Below are 16,535 nucleotides of genomic sequence, written 5' to 3' on the forward strand. Positions count from 1 at the left end.
ACACGAAGAACACTAGGCGGGCGCGTCACGGCTGTCGCCCGTCGGCGGGACGGGTCCCGGCCTCCTACCGGAGTGGGAGACGTCCCCTCGAACGGACACCGCCCGCCAGTCGAGGGGATACCCCTCCAGCCAGCAGGCCGCCGCCGCGCCCAGCAGCGCGCGCCGGTCCGCGCCGGGCCCGCCCCGGCGCTGCGGCAGCATGGCGACGACGGCGCTGCGGCCCTCCACGACCGCGGGGTGCCGCCGTGCCAGGTTCGTCAGCATGCGCCCCGGGCCCGCCTCGATCAGCAGGACGTCCCGCTCGCTCAGGAGCGCGTCGAGCGCGGGCCCGAAGAGGACGGGGCGGCACACCTGCGCCGCCCAGAAGGCGGGATCGGTGGCCTCTTCCGGTCGCAGCCGGCGCGCGGTGATCGTGGAGTAGACGTCGGTCCCGGGCGGCCGGAGCACCGTCCTCGCCAGCGCCGCCTCCGACGTCTCGGCGAGCGGCGCGAGCAGCGGGGAGTGGAACGGCAGGGGGATCCGCGCCCTGATGGCGGTGTACCCGGCCGCCTTCAGGCGTGACGCCGCGGCGGCCAGCCCCTCCTCGGTGCCGGCGAGCATGGTCTGGTGCGGCCCGTTGACGACACCCACGCTCACGTCGCCGCCGAGGAACTCCGTCAGCCGTTCGACGGGAGCCGCCACGGCCAGCAGCCCGCCCGGTACCGCCTCGCGGTAGGCGTCGGCGCGGGCCGCCAGCAGCGACGCGGCGTCCACCGGGTCGATGACCCCGGCGACCGCCGCCGCGGCCAGCTCGCCGACGCTGTGCCCGACCAGCGCGGCCGGCCGTACGCCCCAGCTCTCGACGGTACGGGCGAGCGCGTGCCCCAGGGCGAACAACAGGGGCTGACCGCGTTCGGCGGCGTCGACGGGGACGACGGGATCCTCCGCCAGCCAGTCGGCCCGCAGCAGGTCGCCGTGCGCACCGAAGGCGGCGAACACCTGGTCCATCCGCCGGGTGAACTCCGGTTCCTGCCCGTACAGTTGGGCACCCATGCGGGGGTGCTGGGCGCCGTGGCCGTCCAGCATCAGGGCGACCGGCCGAGGCGGCCCGTGCCGGACCGTCGTCCGCACGGTCGCGTCGCGGACCGCCGCCGGGGCGTCGTCCGCGGGACCCGTGCCGGTGACGACCGCCGCCGCGCGCACGGGGAGGTCGGGATCCCGGTGGTCCTCCAGCAACCGGTCCAGCCGCTCGACATGCCCCGGATGCCGGGTGAGTTCGCCGAGTATCTTCCGTCTGAGCAGCGGTTCGGCCCGTTCGTCCCGGGCCGACCAGGCGAGCAGCATGGGGCCGCTCATGGCACCTCCAGCGGTTCGAGGCGTACGAAGGGAACTGCGGAGCCCCGGCGGGCCACGTCGCGCAGGATGTCCCCCGGTCCCGCGTCCCAGAGCGCGCGGGCACCGGCCTCGCCGGCCGCGGCGACGGCGTCGCTCCACCGCACCGGCAGCAGCAGCCACCGGGTCAGCAGATCCGCCAGCCCGTCCGCGGTGACCCGGCGGCGGGCGTCCACGCTGGAGACCACGGGGATACGGGGATCCCGGTAGCGCACCCGCTCCACCGCCGAGCGCCAGCGGGGCAGCACCTCCGCCATGAGCGAGCAGTGGTAGGCGCCGCGGATCGGCAGCAGCCGCACCACCGCGCCGCGGTTCCTGGCCAGGTCGCCCGCCAGTTGCGCGGCCTTGGCGTCACCGCACAGGATCGTCTGGGCCGGCCCGTTGAACCCGGACGGTTCGAGCACGCCGCAGGTGTCGGCGATCGCGAGCCGGCACACCCAGTCCACCTCGCTGGGGTCAAGTCCCATGAGGACGACGAGTCTGCTGGGACGTTCGCGGTCCTGCTCATGCCCGACCAGTCCCAGCTCGAACATCAGGTCGAGGCCGTCGAGGGGGTCGATGGCGCCGGCGTAGGCCAGCGCGGTCATCTCGCCGAGGCTGTGGCCCAGCGTCACCGGGTGGTCGGCGTGCTCGCCGAACCGGCGCCACGCCGAGAGCAGGCCCGCGGCATAGGTGCATGGCTGTCCGGCCCTGGTGTCGGCGAAGTCGATCTCGGCGGCCCGGGTGACCCCCAGCCTGCCGAACAGTCGCTGCACCAGCGCCGTTTCCCCGTTGGCGTCGAGGATCGCATCGACCGCTCGCCGGTCGATCGCCTGGCCGGGAAAGGCGACTCCGGCCACTTCCGCTCCGTGTTGGCTCACGCCTGAACCGTAGGAGGCGCGGCTTTCCCGGTCTTCCTGCCGCCGGACCGATGTGCGCCTCCGTCTGCCGACGGAAGAACCGGTCCCACGGGCCGTCCCTCTGTTCCGCGACGGGGACGCCCATGTCTTCTCGCGTGGCGCGCCGCGTTCATTTTCCGCAAGGACACCCGTGGTTTCCTCGCGATCAGGACCAATCCGCCGCCTCAGCAGGATCGGATTACGTCCGGAGATGTCCCAACAGCGGAGGCCCCCCCGTGAAAGAAGCCGTGTACATCGGCAGAAATCCATCGTCGGAACCGGATCTGGAGGAACTGGTGGGCCGCGTGGCCCTGGGCGACGAGAATGCGTTCACCGCCGTCTATGACGCCGTGGCCGGTTCCGTCCTGGGGGTCGCCCGTGCCGTGCTGCGTGATCAGGCGCAGTCGGAGGAGGTGGCGCAGGAGGTGCTGGTGGAGGTGTGGCGCACCGCCCCCCGCTTCCGGCCCGAGCGCGGGACGGCGGTCAACTGGATCCTCACCCTCGCGCACCGCCGCGCGGTGGACCGGGTCCGCTCGGTGGAGGCCGCCGCCGCCCGCGACCACAAGGCCGCGCAGCTGGACCGGACGCCCGAGTTCGACGAGGTGACCGAGCAGGTCGAGGCCAGGCTGGAGCGGGAGCAGGTACGACGATGCCTGCGCACGCTGACCGAGATCCAGCGCCAGGCCGTCACCCTCGCCTACTACCGCGGGCTGACCTACGGCCAGGTGGCCGAGGCGCTGACGCTCCCGCTGGGCACGGCCAAGACCCGGCTGCGGGACGGGCTCATCCGCCTGCGCGACTGCCTGGGGGTGACCGCGTGACCACCACCGCCGATCTGCACCGCATGACCGGGGCCTACGCCCTGCACGCCCTGTCCGACGACGAACTGCGCACGTTCGAACGTCACCTGGCGGGTTGCGAACCGTGTGCGCAGGAGACCGCCGAGTTGTCGGCGACCGCGGCCCGGCTGGGACTGGCCACCACCGTGACACCCCCGGCGGCCATGCGCGAGCAGGTACTGCACCGCGTCTCGTCCGTCCGGCAGGAGTCACCGGGGGGCCTGACGGCCGGACGCGCCGGACGCTCCTCGTTGCATGCCCGGCTGCTGTCCCGGTGGACGCTGGCCGCCTGTCTCGCGGCGGTCGCAGCGCTCGGAGGTACGACGGTCTGGCAGCATCAGCGAGCCGAGGACGCCCTGCGCCAGGCACACCGCGCGCAGAGCGGGACCGAGGAGATCGCCGCCGTCCTGGCCGCACCGGACGCCAGGACACGTGCCGCCGCGCTGGGCGACGGCGCCACCGGCACGGTCGTCGTCTCCCGAGCCCGGGACAGGGCCGTGTTCGTCGTCTCCGGGATGGGCCGGCCCGCCGGTGGCAAGGTCTACCAGCTGTGGTTCGACGACCACGGCACCATGCGCTCCGCCGGTCTGATGGATCCCGGCCGCACCGACCAGGCAGTGCTCCTGCAGGGCGGAGTCGACGGGGCCTCGGGGATGGGGGTCACGGTGGAACCGGCCGGCGGCTCCAGGACTCCCACCTCCGCGCCGGTCGCGCTGCTGGGCTTCCCGGCCTGAGGGCGGTCGCAGCAGGACCGCGGCACGGGCGCACACCCGTCCCCGCCCCGCCGTGACGGCAGGCCCCCCTGCCCGCCCCGAGGAGGATGCCCGCCTGCGCCGGGCCGCGTACGCGGCGTTCCTCGGCGGCCCGGCGCCGGGCCGCCCGCCGCAGGCCCCGGACCCACCCCTGCCCAGGCCGGCGCGGCGGCATCCGGCAGAACGGGAAGCGGCCGTCGCCGCCGCGCGCACCCGCGGCGACAGCGCGCCCCGCCGCTTCTCCGGTGCCGGCGAGGCGCTACTCGAACAGCTCGCAGTTCACGGACGGCGTCCCGGGCCTCGGCGATGCGTACCGGGGAGGTGGCGTGTTCGGCCGCCGGCGTCTCCCCTGCCGCCTCCAAGGGTGCCGCCGGCCTGCGGGCACGCAGTACGTTCAGGCAGCGGTTGGTGACGATGCGATACATCCACGTCACGAAGGACGCCTGCCCGTGGAACTCCGGCAGTCGGCGCCATGCGCTGAGGAAGGCGTCCTGCACCGCGTCCTCGTCGCCCTCCGCGGCCCGGACCACCAGCAGGGTGTCGCTCCCGGCGTCCGGTGGTGCGGTCGGTCCCCGGGTCCCCGCCACTGGGCGGCTCCTCTCGTCCGGTCTCGTCAGGTTGGACACGCGTGGGGCGCGCCGCCATTTCGACGCGTATGTGTTTTTGATCCGGAGCGGAACAGCCTGCGGATTGGCGCGGAAAAAAGATTCATCCGATCGAGGGGACGACCAATCCGGCCCCGGCCCGGAACCGGATTCCCCACGTGACCGACGACGACGAGAACCCACGCAGGCCGACCGGCCCGTTGCGGCTCGCCGCGGGTGCGCTCGCCGGCGTGGCGAGCGGGTTCGCCGCGATCGCCGTGGCAGAGCTGGTGTCGGCGGCGGTGCGCCCGCAGGCGGGACCCGTGGTCGCGGTGGGCGGCGCGGCCATCGACCGCACTCCGGCGGCGGTGAAGGACTGGGCCGTACGGAATTTCGGTACCGCCGACAAACTCGTTCTCCAGCTCGGAGTTCTCGCGGTCCTCGCCCTTTTCTCGATGGCGCTGGGAATGGCGGTACTGCGGTTCCGGCGCACCGGGGCAGCCTGTGTGCTGGTGTTCGGCGCGGTCGGGGCGCTGGCGGCTGCCACACGCCCCGACACGAGGGGCTTCACCGACACGCTGCCGTCACTCGTGGGCGCCGGTACCGGGGCAGTCCTGCTGTACGTCCTCGCGGGCCGCCTGCAACGGGGACACCCTGCGCCGCCCGCAACGGCCGGTGAGCCGGAGGCCGACTGGGACCGGCGCGGTTTCGTCGTCCTGGCGTCCGCCGCCGCCCTGGCCTCCACGGGAGCGGGCGCCCTGGGCCGGTCCCTCAACGGGGCGAGCGGCCACGGCGCGGCCGCCTCCCGCGACCGGCTGGTCCTGCCGGCCCCCACCTCGCCCGCAGCCCCCGTCCCCCGGGGGGCCGGGCTGCGGATTCCCGGCGCCGTCCCCTTCATCACCCCGAACAGCGACTTCTACCGGGTGGACACCGCGCTGGTGGTGCCCAAGGTCGACGCAGGCGCCTGGCGGCTGCGCGTCCACGGCAAGGGCGTCACCCGCCCCCGCACGCTCTCCTTCGACGATCTCCTGCGACGTGAGCTGGTCGAGCGTGACATCACGCTCACCTGTGTCTCCAACGAGGTCGGCGGACCGTATGTGGGCAACGCCCGCTGGATCGGCGTACACCTGGCGGATCTGCTGGCCGAGTGCGGGGTGCGGCCTCCCTCACGGGGCGGTCCGGCCGATCAGCTGGTGGCGCGCTCGGTGGACGCCATGACCATCGGCAGCCCGGTCGAGGACGTCATGGACGGCCGCGACGCCCTGCTCGCCGTCGGCATGAACGGCGAACCGCTGCCCTTCGAACACGGCTTCCCGGTCCGCATGGTCGTCCCCGGCCTGTACGGCTTCGTCTCCGCCTGCAAGTGGATCAGGGACATCGAACTCACCACCTTCGACGCCTACGACCCCTACTGGGTCAGACGCGGCTGGGCCCGAAGGGCACCGGTCAAGACGGAGTCGCGCATCGACACGCCCAAGCCGTTCGCCCGGCCGAAGGCGGGCACGGTGATGGTCGCCGGGGTCGCCTGGGCCCAGCATCGCGGGATCGACAAGGTCGAGGTGCGCGTCGACGACGGCCCCTGGCAGGAAGCCCGCCTCGCCGCCGAGGACACGGCCGACACCTGGCGCCAGTGGTCCTTCCCCTGGCAGGCCACCAAGGGCGGCCACACCCTCACCGTCCGCGCCACCGACCGCACCGGCCGGACGCAGACCGGGAAACGTGCCCGGACCATCCCCGACGGCGCCGGCGGATGGCACTCCGTCGTCGTCACCGTCGAGTGACCCCCAAGACCACCTTCCCTTCCCCTCACAAGGCAGCACCCGCTGTCGTGACCTACAGGAGAGACACCATGAACGCCCGCATCCGCCGCATCGCCGTGACCGTGGCCGCCGCGGCCGTCCTGCCGCTGGCATTGAGCGCCTGCTCCGACAACAGCGGCGACGCCACCAAGTCGGACTCCTCGTCGAAGGATTCGGCGTCCGCCTCCGCGTCGGACGACGGCATGACGGGCTCCGGCAGCACCACCGCGGCGGACCAGCCGTTCGGCCCGGCCTGTTCGGCGGTCCCGAAGAGCGGTGCCGGTTCCTTCGACGGCATGGCGCAGGACCCCGTCGCCACCGCCGCCTCCAACAACCCGGCGCTGTCCACGCTGGTCGCCGCGGTGAAGAAGGCCGGGCTCGTCGACACCCTCAACAACGCGCAGGACATCACCGTGTTCGCACCCACCAACGACGCCTTCGCCAAGATCCCGAAGGCCACCCTGGACAAGGTCCTCAACGACAAGGCCCAGCTGACCAAGATCCTCACCTACCACGTCGTCGGCCAGAAGCTCACGCCGAAGGACCTGGAGAAGGGCTCCTTCGCCACCCTGGAGAAGTCGAAGCTCACCACCTCCGGCTCCGGCGAGTCCTACACCGTCAACGGCTCCGCCAAGGTCGTCTGCGGCAACGTCACGACCGCCAACGCCCACGTCTACATCATCGACACCGTCCTGATGCCGAGCTCCTGACGGCGCACCGCACGGGGGCCGGGACCGCGGCGGTCCCGGCCCCCGTCGGCTTCCGCCGGGATCTTTTCCCGGGCATCCACGTCACAACGGCGCCCGAAACGGGTCGAAACGAGTACAGGGAACCGACGAAGCAGTCACGGCAGAAAGGGACACCACCATGGCCACGCAGACGGTAGCCGCCAAGGACACCCCCGCACCCCGGACCGGCGGCACCACGGCCGTCTCCGGCGGCGCCACCGGGGCGGACCAGCCTGCCGCCGACCGCGGACGGACGTCGATCGCCGACCTCGTCGTCGTGAAGGTGGCGGGCATCGCCGCCCGCGAGATCCCGGGCGGGTACGACATGGGCGGCGGCCTGTCCCGCACCGTCGGCGCCGTCCGCGACCGTGTGCCGGCAGCTGCAGCTGGCCGCGCCGGGCGGCACCGTTCGGGCGCAGGCACTGGCCGAGGCGCCGGCCGTGCGCGCGAGCGCGGTGCCCGGCGTCGCCCGCAGCCGCGCCCGTGTGCTGCCTCGCTCCCGGCGCCGCCTGGAGGTGCGGCTGCGGGTCCGGCTCGGACCGGGAACCCCGCCGGGGACCGTGCTGCCCGCCCTGTGCGCGGTGACCGCCGAGGCCGACGAGGCGGACGCGCCGTACACCACGCACACCCGCCCGCGTCTCAGCGCCGTGTCGCACCGCATGCCCCATGTCCGCTGACCCGCAGGGTTGCGAGGTGCCAGGGACGTGGGGGGTGAGCGGGGAGCCGAAGCGGCACGCGAGCGCTCGTCGCCGGCACCCGGCCGGGCCTCACCGCGGCCGCGGCGGGCGGGGGAAGAAGCCGCTGGTGCGCGCCACGTACGCGGCGTAGCCCGGCCGCTCGGCCATGTGCCCTTCCAGCAGGTTGCGAGGCTGGGCGAAGAGTCCGGCCGGGCCCCGCACGCCGGCGTATTCGAGCCCGCATCCCTCGCACCGGACGGACATGCTCATCTCCGACTCCTGCGTGGCGACGCCGAGTTCGTCGAAGAGCCGCAGAAGGTTCGGGTAGGTGCGGTGGTTGTGCACGATGAACCCGGAATCGACGTGGTGCACCCTGCCGTCGTGGGGTGAGGTGAGCTCGTGCGTGTGCGCACGGCCGCCGAGCCGGTCGTCGGCCTCGTACAGGGTCACGTGACGGCTTCGGCCCAGGATGTACGCGGCGGTCAGCCCCGCCACCCCGGAACCCACCACGGCCGTCCGGCGCCGGGACCCGGCCGGCCGCTCCGTGCCGTGCCCGGCACCCGTCGACGTCCACTCCATCGCTTCTTCCCACCCTTGTGATCAGAGGTCCGCGCGTAATCCGGAGCAGCTCGGGTGGTGGATTGGTGGATCGGGCGTGAGGACTCCTGCCCGAAGGTCTCCCTGGGCGGCAGGCCCGAGGGCTCAGGACGACCAGGAAGGCGGTCGCCCCTCGACGATCTCGTGGCCCGGACCTGGCCGAGTCGCTACGGTTCGGCCATGACCGCACTGCCCGACTGGATGCGCCCGCCGCGCGAGGAAGGCTGGTTCGCGGAGGACCTGGACCGCCTCCCCGAGGCACCCCGCCACACCGAGCTGATCGACGGAGCGCTCGTCTTCAGGATGTCGCCGCAGAGGTGGTGGCACGGCCACCTCGTCACCATGCTCACCGTCGCTCTCATGGAGCAGGCGCCCGGCGATGTCAGGGTGAGCCGTGAGATGACCATAAAGCTCGACGAGCGCAACCGGCCCGAACCGGACCTGCTGCTGACGACGGCCGACTATGACGCAGACCGCACCTGGTTCGCGCCGGACGAGGTGCGGCTCGTCATCGAGGTCGTCTCTCCCGAGTCCGCGCATCGGGATCGCACGGTCAAACTGCGCAAGTACGCGGAGGCCGGCATCCCCCACTACTGGTGCATCGAGGATGAAGACGGCGCTCCTGTCGTGCACGTCTACGAACTCGACGAACCAACTGGCGTCTACGCGCCCGCCGGCATCTTCCGAGGCACTCTGAAGCGGCCTGTGCCGTTCGAGATCAGCCTGGACCTCGACAGGCTCACCCCATCACGGGGCAACTGAAAGTCAGCAACACGTCAGCACAGGAACACGGAAGGGGCCCGGCTCACCAGAGCCCGGCCCCGGGCAGATCCTGACCTGCGGCGGGACGTCGGTGAGCAGTCGGGCCGCCCCGAGCAGAAGCCCATGCCGCCCGGGCTCCCGGCAGCGAGGGAGCGCCCGCGCGGTCCTCCGGCTCGACGCGTCCCTGTTGGCTCGACCGGCGGACCATCGGGGTCGGTACCCCAACCCATTGGACTAAAAGGCCTGTTCAGGGTAGTCGACTGCGGCCACGCGCGCGCCGGCGCGTCTCTTGAGCTCGGCCAGCGGCCTCGTCTGTGCATCCAGCGCCATGCGCCATGCGCCTGGCGCGCCAGCATTCGACCGCCGCGACGTCCTCGGGTCGGTCCTACCCCGAGAGCCGTTTCCCGTCTGTCCCGGCGGGGCCGAATGGGTGCATGCGAGTCCCCCGCCCTCCGCCCGACGGGGATCGGGGGACCGCAGCGGGATTCCCGTCCGACTCACGCCGCCGTACCGGCGGGCGCAACGAAAAGACTGCCCAGCCGCAGGGATACGGAGGAGGCACGGATGTCAGGAGAGCCAGTCGGTGTAGCGGGTGGCAGCGAGGTGGGCGTTCTTGTCGGTCAGGACGTCGCCCTTGACGACGGCGAACATGCCGGCGGTGGGGTCGGTGACGACGGTACGGTTGTCGCCCTTGTGGGTCAGGGTGATCCGGCCCAGTTCGTCCAGGGTGAGGATCTCGGGGCCGGCGATGTTGCGGATGCCGTTCAGCGGGGCGCCGGCGGCGACCTCCGCGACCGCGGCGGCTACGTCCTTGGAGGCGATGGGCTGGATGGGCGTGGCGGGCAGCCGGACGGTGTCGGCGTCGGCGGTCCAGGACATGGCGGCGTCCATGAACTCCATGAACTGCGTGGCTCGGACGATCGAGTAGGGGATCGGCCCGGCCGCGAGGATCTTCTCCTGGAGCGCCTTGGCCCGGTAGTAGTCCAGCTCCGGTACCTGTTCCACGCCGACGATCGAGAGGATGACGAAGTGGCCGACGCCGCCCTTGTGGGCCGCGGCCAGGAGGTTGTCCATCGAGGTCTGGAAGAAGGCCAGGGAGGCATCGTCGAAGGTCGGGGAGTTCGTCAGGTTGACGACGACGTCGGCTCCTGCCATCGCCTCGTCCAGGCCCTGACCGCTGATGATGTCGACTCCGGTGGACTTCGAGTGCGGTACCGCCTCGTGTCCGGCGGCGTTCAGGTTCTTGACGACCTGCGCCCCGATCAGTCCGGTACCGCCGATGACTGCGATCTTCATGACATGCCTTTCATCTGGATTACATGCGCAATATGGCATATGAACCGTTATGTGGGTGCGGCACGAAACGGCCGCCGACCGACCGAGGACGGGCGGCGTCAGAGACCGTCGACGAACGTGACCGTCTCGCCAAGCGGCGCCCGGCCTATACGGGCGTCACCCGCTGCGACGTCTTCGAACCCGATCGACATGCCGCAGAAGAGGATGAGTCCGTCCGGGGGTGACAGGACCTCCACGACGGTCTTGTGGTACTTCGCCCAGGCCATCTGCGTGCAGCTGTGCAGCCCCTCGGCGCGCAGCAGCAGCATGACGGTCTGCAGATACATGCCGACATCGGCCCACTGCGGCGAACCCATGTCCTTGTCGATGTAGCAGAACAGGGCGGCGGGTGCGCCGAAGCAGTCCCAGTTCGCCGCGGCGGCCCGCTGGCGCGCCTCCAGGTCATCACGCGCGATGCCGAGCGCGCCGTAGCGCTGCTCGCCGAAGGCGGATCGGCGCTCGCGGTACGGAGACTTCAGTTCGGCCGGATACATCTCGTACTCCGGCGCGTCCCAGGGGTCACCCGAGGCCAGGCGCTCACCGGCACGCTTCTTGAGTTCGGCCAGCGGTGCACCGGTCAGCACATAGGTGCGCCACGGCTGGATGTTCGATCCGGACGGCGCCCAGGCCGCGGCGGACAGCACCCGCTCCAGCGTCTCCCTGGACACGGGTCGGCCGGTGAACGCGCGCACCGCCCGTCGACTCGTCACCGCCTCATAGACGTCCATGACCGGCCGCCTCCATCTGCTCGACGGGTCTATCTTCGTTACACTCAAGATGGTATCACTCAATACCGTATCGAGTGCAACTATCTCGATGCGTGAATCCCCGGCCCTCGGTCCCGCCTCGGGCACTGCACCTTGGAGAACGTCCATGAAAACGCTGCTGCACATCGACTCGTCCGTGTTCCCGGGCGAGGCGTCCTCGTCCCGTTCGGTCACGGCCGCTTTCCGCAAGACCTGGGAGGAGCAGCACCCGGAAGGCACGGTGATCTACCGCGACCTCGCCGCCAACCCCGTCCCGCACATCACCGCCGCCGCCTGGTCCGCCGGTTACGCCGCCCCGTCCGAGCGCACCCCGGAGCAGTCCGCCGCGTTCGCCGCACGCGTGAAGCTCATCGAGGAACTGGAGCAGGCGGACGCCGTACTGATCGGCGCCCCCATGTACAACTTCTCGATCCCCTCGACCCTCAAGGCGTGGCTGGACAGCGTGCTTCTGCTCGGCCGCACCGCGGGCGAGACGCCCTCCGTCCAGGGCACCCCGGCCATCGCCGTCGCCAGCCGCGGCGGCTCCTACGCTCCGGGCACCCCGCGCGAGGGCTACGAGTTCGTACAGAACTACCTGGAGGCCGTCCTCAGAAACACCCTCGGCCTGGACCTCGACTTCATCGTCCCGGAACTCACCATGGCCCCCCGCAACCCGGCCATGTCAGACCTGGTCCCCCTCTACGAGGCGTCCCGCAACCGCGCCTTCGAGGACGCGACCGCCAAGGCCAAGGCACTCGCGGAGCGCCTCGCCGCGTAACCCCAGACCGTGGAGGCCGTGTGACACTCCGCCCACGAGGTCACACGGCGTCTTCTCCGACGGTGCCCGTGGCGCCCGGCACCCGAGGGCAGGCAACCCGGCCCTGAGGGCGGCCGGGGTTCAGCCTGTCGGCAGGGCGCGCATCGAGACGACGATGATGCTCGGCGAAGGTGAAGAGCACACCGCCGACCACGTACGCGGGTGGCGCCAGCGCGGACGACTCGGCGCCCCGTCGGCGACGAAGCCCCGACCGATCGCCGCCGCCGCCGGGGGCAGGCTCGCGACGACGGCTCCAGCCGTCAAGGCCGGTTTCGCCGCGGAAGCCGCATCAGACCTAGCGTGCCGACGCGGCCGGCAACCGGTGCGCCCGCGCGCTTACGCCTCGCCGTCTGCCGGATGAGCAAGCCGGGTCAGCAGTTCCGTCAGCTTCTCGGGCTCGCCGGGCCCCAGTTCGGCAACCAGACGCTCAGCGAGCGGCTCCGCCGCCACATGAACCGCGTCGAAGAGCTCCAGCCCCCGAGGAGTGATCTCCACGGCCCGCACCCGCCGGTCCCCCGGAACAGCCTTGCGTACGGCCAGACCCTTCCGCTCCAGGTCGTCCACAACCCGCATGATTCCCGCCTTGTCCGACCCCGTCGCCGCCACCAGATCCCGCTGCACCGTGGGCCCGTGATTGACCAGCTCGATCAACACCGCGAAATGCCGCAACTCGATGCCAAGCGGCCGAAGCGCCTCCCCCATCACCGCGGCCGCGCGCCAGTGCGCCCGGCGCAGCAGCAGGCCGAGAGCGAAAGGCGACGTGTCCCCGGGGCGGTCGGTCGCATGCGAGGCGGTGGTGCGGTGAGGGACGTCAGCAGCCATGGGGCCAGACTACTTCATTCGATACGGTATCGGATGATACTAAATAGCTTTGACCGCTGCGGCCCCATTGGTATCGGAGTGCGACATCCACACTCGAAAAGGTATGGCCATGCCCAGCCGTCCAGCGAAACGACGGGGCCGTCGGCAAGGTACCGGTGGAGAGCGCCGGCGGTGGTGTCCACGAACTCCTCTGGGATGGCGTCGGCATCGACCCAGCAGACCTGAGCATGCCTGCGTGGTTCACGGTTCGCGGGTTCGCCGGTCCACTCATGAGCGGCGAAAACCACAGTGCGGAAGCCGTTGGGCGCTTCGACGCCCCAGGCACCGTGAATGATGTGGGCGACCTTCAGGAACTCCGGCTTCACGGTCAGGCCGGTCTCCTCGTACAGCTCGCGCACCGCGGTTTCAGTGATCGGCTCACCGGGCTCGTTCTTGCCGACGGGCAGGTCCCACATTCCTTGGGCGAACTTGGCGTTCTGGCTGCGCTGGCGCGGGAGGTCAGAGGGTGGAGTACCACTGAGCTGGCGGCCCGCATGACCAAGGCGGGTGTCCCGATGAACCAGACGGCGGTCTGGCGTATCGAGAACGGCAATCCTCGGCGCAAGATCACGCTCGATGAGGCCCTGGGCTTCTCCCGGGTCTTCGAGCTACCCCTGGACGAGCTGATGTCACCCCCGCTGGAAGGCGTCGACCTCGAAGGGCGGCGGATCGTCCAGGAGGCGGTCGAGGCGTTCTACGAGGTCCGCGACGTGGAGGATCGCCTCCTCCGCGCCGTCGTTGCCGCCTCCGACTACATCGAGAGCCATCCCGGCAGCTCGAAGGGCATCCACGAGCAGCTCCTCCGCCTGATGGGCGAGGAACGCGACGCCCGCGCGCTCACCGAGTACGTCGAGCGCGGCGGTTACCACTGACAGTTCCAATACCCGACGTCGCCATTACACCTCTGGCCCGACTCCGAGGAGCGGACCCGCGCCGCCGTGGACCGCGCCTACGGCGCCGACAACGACGCGGCCCAGGGTGACATCCCGATCGCCGAAGCGGCGTAACGACGCCGGTCGCGTTGGCCGGAGTCGGCAGTCCTGCGGACTCCCTGCGGACCGCTAGGCCGCCCAATCCACTCCGCCGCAGGTCAGACGGCCTTCTGGTGATCGCTTAGACGTTGAAGCGGAACTCCACCACGTCCCCGTCCTGCATCACGTAGTCCTTGCCCTCCATGCGGGCCTTGCCCTTGGCGCGGGCCTCGGCGACCGAGCCGGCTTCGACCAGGTCCTCGAAGGAGATGACCTCGGCCTTGATGAAGCCCTTCTGGAAGTCGGTGTGGATGACACCGGCCGCCTCGGGGGCCGTCGCGCCCTTCTTGATGGTCCAGGCGCGGGATTCCTTGGGGCCGGCCGTGAGGTAGGTCTGCAGGCCGAGGGTGGTGAAGCCGACGCGGGCGAGGGTGGCGAGGCCGGGTTCCTCGGCGCCCACCGACTCCAGCAGCTCCAGGGCGTCCTCCTCGTCGAGCTCCGCGAGGTCCGCCTCCAGCTTGGCGTTGAGGAAGATCGCCTCCGCGGGGGCGACCAGGGCTCGCTGCTCGGTCTTGAAGTCCTCGTCGAGCAGTTCGTCCTCGTCGACGTTGAAGACGTAGAGGAACGGCTTGGTGGTGAGCAGGTGCAGGTCGTGGAGGAGCTCGGCGCGCTCCGAGCCCTGCACGATGCCGTGGCCGAAGAGCGTGTCGCCCTTCTCCAGGATCTCCTTGGCCTCCTCGACGGCCTTGACCTTGGGGGCCACGTCCTTCTTGATGCGCGACTCCTTCTGGAGGCGCGGCAGGACCTTCTCGATCGTCTGGAGGTCGGCGAGGATCAGCTCGGTGTTGATCGTCTCGATGTCGTCCTTCGGCGAGACCTTGCCGTCGACGTGCACGACGTTCTCGTCCTTGAAGGCACGGATGACCTGGCAGATCGCGTCGGACTCACGGATGTTCGCGAGGAACTTGTTGCCCAGGCCCTCACCCTCGGAGGCGCCCCGCACGATGCCCGCGATGTCGACGAAGTCGACCGTGGCGGGGAGGATCCGCTGCGAGGCGAAGATCTCCGCCAGCTTGGCCAGCCGGGCGTCGGGGACGCCGACCACACCCACGTTGGGTTCGATCGTGGCGAACGGGTAGTTGGCCGCCAGCACGTCGTTCTTGGTCAGGGCGTTGAACAGGGTCGACTTGCCGACATTCGGCAGGCCGACGATTCCGATCGTGAGCGACACGTTGCGACTTCCCGTAGTGAGTGGGTGAGTGAGCCGGGGGGCTGCCGGTGCCGGCGGGCCGGCCGATCCACCAGTTTACGGGGTTCGGGGCCCCCCGCCCGCGGCCGCGTCGAACACGTGGACACGCTCTGCTCTTCGGCCTGGTCTCGGCGTGTCTGGTCCCCGAATGGGCACATTAACCGACCTAAGTTGGTCCGGTGGAGCATCACAGGACCCGACCCCGACAGCAAGGCCCGCGCCGTGGCGCCCCCCGCACACCGCTGCCGCCGCAGGCAAGACGGCGACCGGGGACGGCCGAGCGCCGGCCGGGGACGGGAAGGTCCCGTACGGCGCCCGTCGCGGCGTCCGGGCCGGGACCGGGTCCACACGCGCCACGGCTCACGAGCCTCGGCTGTGCCCTGTTCTGCGGGGCGACGATGCTCCTGCTCGGCTTCCTGGACGACCTGCTCCTCGGGGCGTCCCTGACCGTGTACGGCGTGCTGTTCCTGCCGGTCTCCGCACTGACCGCGCTGTGGGTGCGCCCGAGCGATCTGCTGACCGCCCCCGTGGTCGCCCCGATCGCGTTCGCCGTCGGGCTGCTGGCCGTCGCGGACGGCAGCGGGTTCCTGGACGGTCTGATGGGTCTGGTGACGGCCCTGTCCACACAGGCCGGCTGGCTCTACGGCGGAACCCTGGTCACCGGGCTGATCGTCCTCGTCCGCCGGGCCCGGCTGCTCCGCCGCCGACGCAGGCCCTGAGGCGAGCCTTGGGGGAAGGCCGGGACGGGAGCAGGACAGCCGGGAGCAGGACGGCCCCGGGGCGAGGCGGTCGGCCGGGGGCTACTTCGCGTGTTTCGCCGCGCGCATCGCCGCGCCCACGATCCCCGCGTTGTTCTGCAGCTGCGCCGGCACGATCTCGGCCTTGACGCCCTTGACGAAGGGCAGGAACTTGTCGGCCTTGCGGCTGACCCCGCCGCCGATGATGAACAGCTCCGGCGAGAACAGCATCTCGACGTGCGCGAGGTACCTGGTGACCCGGTGCCCCCACTGCTCCCAGCTGAGGTCGTGGTCCTCCTTGGCCTTGCTGGAGGCCTTCTTCTCGGCGTCGTGCCCGTCCAGCTCCAGGTGGCCGAGCTCCGTGTTGGGGACCAGCTCGCCGTCGACGAACAGGGCGCTGCCGATGCCGGTGCCGAAGGTCAGCAGGAGGACGACACCCTTGCGGCCGCGGCCGGCGCCGAACTCCATCTCGGCCACGCCCGCCGCGTCCGCGTCGTTGACCACGGTCACCGGGAGGCCGCCGAGCCGCTCGCTGAACAGCGTGCGCGCGTCGGTGTCGATCCAGCTCTTGTCGACGTTGGCCGCCGTGCGGATGTGGGTGCCGTCCGTGATCACGCCCGGGAAGGTGAGACCGACCGGGCCGGTCCACCCGAAGTGGTCGACGACCTGCCTGACGCCGTCGGCGACGCCGTCGGGCGTCGCCGGATGCGGGGTGAGCACCTTGCAGCGTTCCTGCGCCAGGTCGCCCTTTGCCAGGTCCACGGGAGCGCCCTTGATCCCTGAACCACCGATGTCCACGCCGAAGATCTGCATGGCTCCACGTTACGTGGTA

At 71.2% G+C, this 16,535-nt stretch carries 16 protein-coding genes and 5 pseudogenes; 10 read left to right on the forward strand and 11 right to left on the reverse strand.

Annotated elements, in window-relative coordinates; genetic code table 11:
* Positions 1-12: 12 nt before the first annotated feature.
* Both ACZ3KP_RS09425 and ACZ3KP_RS09430 read right to left on the reverse strand, forming a co-directional pair.
* Positions 13-1,335 (reverse strand): acyltransferase domain-containing protein, encoded by a 1,323-nt coding sequence (locus ACZ3KP_RS09425; protein WP_467497781.1) that lies wholly within the window; start codon positions 1,333-1,335, stop codon positions 13-15.
* Complete coding sequence (locus tag ACZ3KP_RS09430) at positions 1,332-2,231, reverse strand: ACP S-malonyltransferase (protein WP_358984059.1); 900 nt, start codon at positions 2,229-2,231, stop codon at positions 1,332-1,334. Before ACZ3KP_RS09430 ends, ACZ3KP_RS09425 begins: the two co-directional genes overlap by 4 nt.
* Positions 2,232-2,485: 254 nt before the next feature.
* Here ACZ3KP_RS09430 and ACZ3KP_RS09435 point away from each other — a divergent pair, with 254 nt between their 5' ends.
* Entirely contained in the window at positions 2,486-3,070 is a 585-nt protein-coding gene (locus ACZ3KP_RS09435) for a sigma-70 family RNA polymerase sigma factor (protein ID WP_467497783.1), read from the forward strand.
* 23 nt (positions 3,071-3,093) lie between these two features.
* Complete coding sequence (locus ACZ3KP_RS09440; protein WP_467498081.1) at positions 3,094-3,822, forward strand: anti-sigma factor; 729 nt, start codon at positions 3,094-3,096, stop codon at positions 3,820-3,822.
* A gap of 290 nt (positions 3,823-4,112) precedes the next feature.
* Here ACZ3KP_RS09440 and ACZ3KP_RS09445 read toward each other — a convergent pair.
* Positions 4,113-4,427 (reverse strand): annotated as a pseudogene (locus ACZ3KP_RS09445) (RNA polymerase sigma factor); the annotation flags it as partial.
* Positions 4,428-4,603: 176 nt separating this feature from the next.
* Here ACZ3KP_RS09445 and ACZ3KP_RS09450 point away from each other — a divergent pair.
* From ACZ3KP_RS09450 to ACZ3KP_RS09465, 4 genes and pseudogenes are all read left to right on the forward strand, one after another.
* Complete coding sequence (locus tag ACZ3KP_RS09450; RefSeq protein WP_467497785.1) at positions 4,604-6,205, forward strand: molybdopterin-dependent oxidoreductase; 1,602 nt, start codon at positions 4,604-4,606, stop codon at positions 6,203-6,205.
* A 68-nt stretch (positions 6,206-6,273) separates the two neighbouring features.
* Positions 6,274-6,933, forward strand: coding sequence for a fasciclin domain-containing protein (locus ACZ3KP_RS09455; protein WP_467497787.1), 660 nt, complete (start codon positions 6,274-6,276; stop codon positions 6,931-6,933).
* 157 nt (positions 6,934-7,090) lie between these two features.
* Positions 7,091-7,372 (forward strand): annotated as a pseudogene (locus ACZ3KP_RS09460) (Asp23/Gls24 family envelope stress response protein); the annotation flags it as partial.
* Positions 7,320-7,628 (forward strand): hypothetical protein, encoded by a 309-nt coding sequence (locus ACZ3KP_RS09465; RefSeq protein ID WP_467498096.1) that lies wholly within the window; start codon positions 7,320-7,322, stop codon positions 7,626-7,628. The pseudogene ACZ3KP_RS09460 and the gene ACZ3KP_RS09465, both read left to right, overlap by 53 nt.
* Positions 7,629-7,718: 90 nt before the next feature.
* On the opposite strand, the pseudogene ACZ3KP_RS09470 reads toward ACZ3KP_RS09465, so the two are convergent.
* Positions 7,719-7,811 (reverse strand): annotated as a pseudogene (locus ACZ3KP_RS09470) (DUF1295 domain-containing protein); the annotation flags it as partial.
* Positions 7,800-8,207, reverse strand: a pseudogene (locus ACZ3KP_RS09475) (NAD(P)-binding protein); the annotation flags it as partial. The pseudogenes ACZ3KP_RS09470 and ACZ3KP_RS09475, both read right to left, overlap by 12 nt.
* Before the next feature lie 198 nt (positions 8,208-8,405).
* Here ACZ3KP_RS09475 and ACZ3KP_RS09480 point away from each other — a divergent pair.
* Entirely contained in the window at positions 8,406-8,987 is a 582-nt protein-coding gene (locus ACZ3KP_RS09480) for a Uma2 family endonuclease (RefSeq protein ID WP_467497789.1), read from the forward strand.
* Positions 8,988-9,554: 567 nt separating this feature from the next.
* Here ACZ3KP_RS09480 and ACZ3KP_RS09485 read toward each other — a convergent pair.
* Together ACZ3KP_RS09485 and ACZ3KP_RS09490 are read right to left on the reverse strand one after the other, a co-directional pair.
* Positions 9,555-10,283 (reverse strand): SDR family oxidoreductase, encoded by a 729-nt coding sequence (locus tag ACZ3KP_RS09485; RefSeq protein WP_467497791.1) that lies wholly within the window; start codon positions 10,281-10,283, stop codon positions 9,555-9,557.
* Positions 10,284-10,381: 98 nt separating this feature from the next.
* Positions 10,382-11,050 carry a nitroreductase gene (locus tag ACZ3KP_RS09490; protein ID WP_467497793.1) on the reverse strand — a complete coding sequence of 223 codons (669 nt, stop codon included), beginning with the start codon at positions 11,048-11,050 and terminating at the stop codon, positions 10,382-10,384.
* Between the two features lie 145 nt (positions 11,051-11,195).
* Between ACZ3KP_RS09490 and ACZ3KP_RS09495 the strand changes: the two genes are divergently transcribed.
* Positions 11,196-11,846 carry an FMN-dependent NADH-azoreductase gene (locus ACZ3KP_RS09495; RefSeq protein WP_467497795.1) on the forward strand — a complete coding sequence of 217 codons (651 nt, stop codon included), beginning with the start codon at positions 11,196-11,198 and terminating at the stop codon, positions 11,844-11,846.
* 375 nt (positions 11,847-12,221) lie between these two features.
* Here the strand turns inward: ACZ3KP_RS09495 and ACZ3KP_RS09500 are convergent, their stop codons facing one another.
* Complete coding sequence (locus ACZ3KP_RS09500) at positions 12,222-12,707, reverse strand: MarR family winged helix-turn-helix transcriptional regulator (protein ID WP_467497797.1); 486 nt, start codon at positions 12,705-12,707, stop codon at positions 12,222-12,224.
* A gap of 113 nt (positions 12,708-12,820) precedes the next feature.
* Positions 12,821-13,195 (reverse strand): annotated as a pseudogene (locus ACZ3KP_RS09505) (NUDIX domain-containing protein); the annotation flags it as partial.
* Here ACZ3KP_RS09505 and ACZ3KP_RS09510 point away from each other — a divergent pair.
* Complete coding sequence (locus ACZ3KP_RS09510) at positions 13,166-13,618, forward strand: helix-turn-helix transcriptional regulator (RefSeq protein ID WP_467498083.1); 453 nt, start codon at positions 13,166-13,168, stop codon at positions 13,616-13,618. The pseudogene ACZ3KP_RS09505 and the gene ACZ3KP_RS09510 sit on opposite strands and share 30 nt — an antisense overlap.
* 241 nt (positions 13,619-13,859) lie before the next feature.
* On the opposite strand, the gene ychF is transcribed toward ACZ3KP_RS09510, so the two are convergent.
* Complete coding sequence (gene ychF / locus ACZ3KP_RS09515; protein ID WP_132891173.1) at positions 13,860-14,948, reverse strand: redox-regulated ATPase YchF; 1,089 nt, start codon at positions 14,946-14,948, stop codon at positions 13,860-13,862.
* Between the two features lie 416 nt (positions 14,949-15,364).
* Between ychF and ACZ3KP_RS09520 the strand changes: the two genes are divergently transcribed.
* Positions 15,365-15,685 (forward strand): DUF6542 domain-containing protein, encoded by a 321-nt coding sequence (locus ACZ3KP_RS09520; RefSeq protein WP_467497800.1) that lies wholly within the window; start codon positions 15,365-15,367, stop codon positions 15,683-15,685.
* Between the two features lie 81 nt (positions 15,686-15,766).
* Here ACZ3KP_RS09520 and ppgK read toward each other — a convergent pair whose 3' ends face one another.
* Positions 15,767-16,516 (reverse strand): polyphosphate--glucose phosphotransferase, encoded by a 750-nt coding sequence (gene ppgK / locus ACZ3KP_RS09525; RefSeq protein ID WP_358978459.1) that lies wholly within the window; start codon positions 16,514-16,516, stop codon positions 15,767-15,769.
* Between the last annotated feature and the right edge of the window lie 19 nt (positions 16,517-16,535).

The sequence above is a fragment of the Streptomyces sp. NPDC020958 genome, assembly GCF_055562175.1.

Coding starts and splice junctions, on each gene's coding strand:
- ACZ3KP_RS09425 (WP_467497781.1), bottom strand. CDS start 1,335: ATGAGCGGCCCCATGCTGCTCGCCTGGTCGGCCCGGGACGAACGGGCC.
- ACZ3KP_RS09440 (WP_467498081.1), top strand. CDS start 3,094: ATGACCGGGGCCTACGCCCTGCACGCCCTGTCCGACGACGAACTGCGC.
- ACZ3KP_RS09455 (WP_467497787.1), top strand. CDS start 6,274: ATGAACGCCCGCATCCGCCGCATCGCCGTGACCGTGGCCGCCGCGGCC.
- ACZ3KP_RS09480 (WP_467497789.1), top strand. CDS start 8,406: ATGACCGCACTGCCCGACTGGATGCGCCCGCCGCGCGAGGAAGGCTGG.
- ACZ3KP_RS09485 (WP_467497791.1), bottom strand. CDS start 10,283: ATGAAGATCGCAGTCATCGGCGGTACCGGACTGATCGGGGCGCAGGTC.
- ACZ3KP_RS09490 (WP_467497793.1), bottom strand. CDS start 11,050: ATGGACGTCTATGAGGCGGTGACGAGTCGACGGGCGGTGCGCGCGTTC.
- ACZ3KP_RS09495 (WP_467497795.1), top strand. CDS start 11,196: ATGAAAACGCTGCTGCACATCGACTCGTCCGTGTTCCCGGGCGAGGCG.
- ACZ3KP_RS09500 (WP_467497797.1), bottom strand. CDS start 12,707: ATGGCTGCTGACGTCCCTCACCGCACCACCGCCTCGCATGCGACCGAC.
- ACZ3KP_RS09520 (WP_467497800.1), top strand. CDS start 15,365: ATGCTCCTGCTCGGCTTCCTGGACGACCTGCTCCTCGGGGCGTCCCTG.
- ppgK (WP_358978459.1), bottom strand. CDS start 16,516: ATGCAGATCTTCGGCGTGGACATCGGTGGTTCAGGGATCAAGGGCGCT.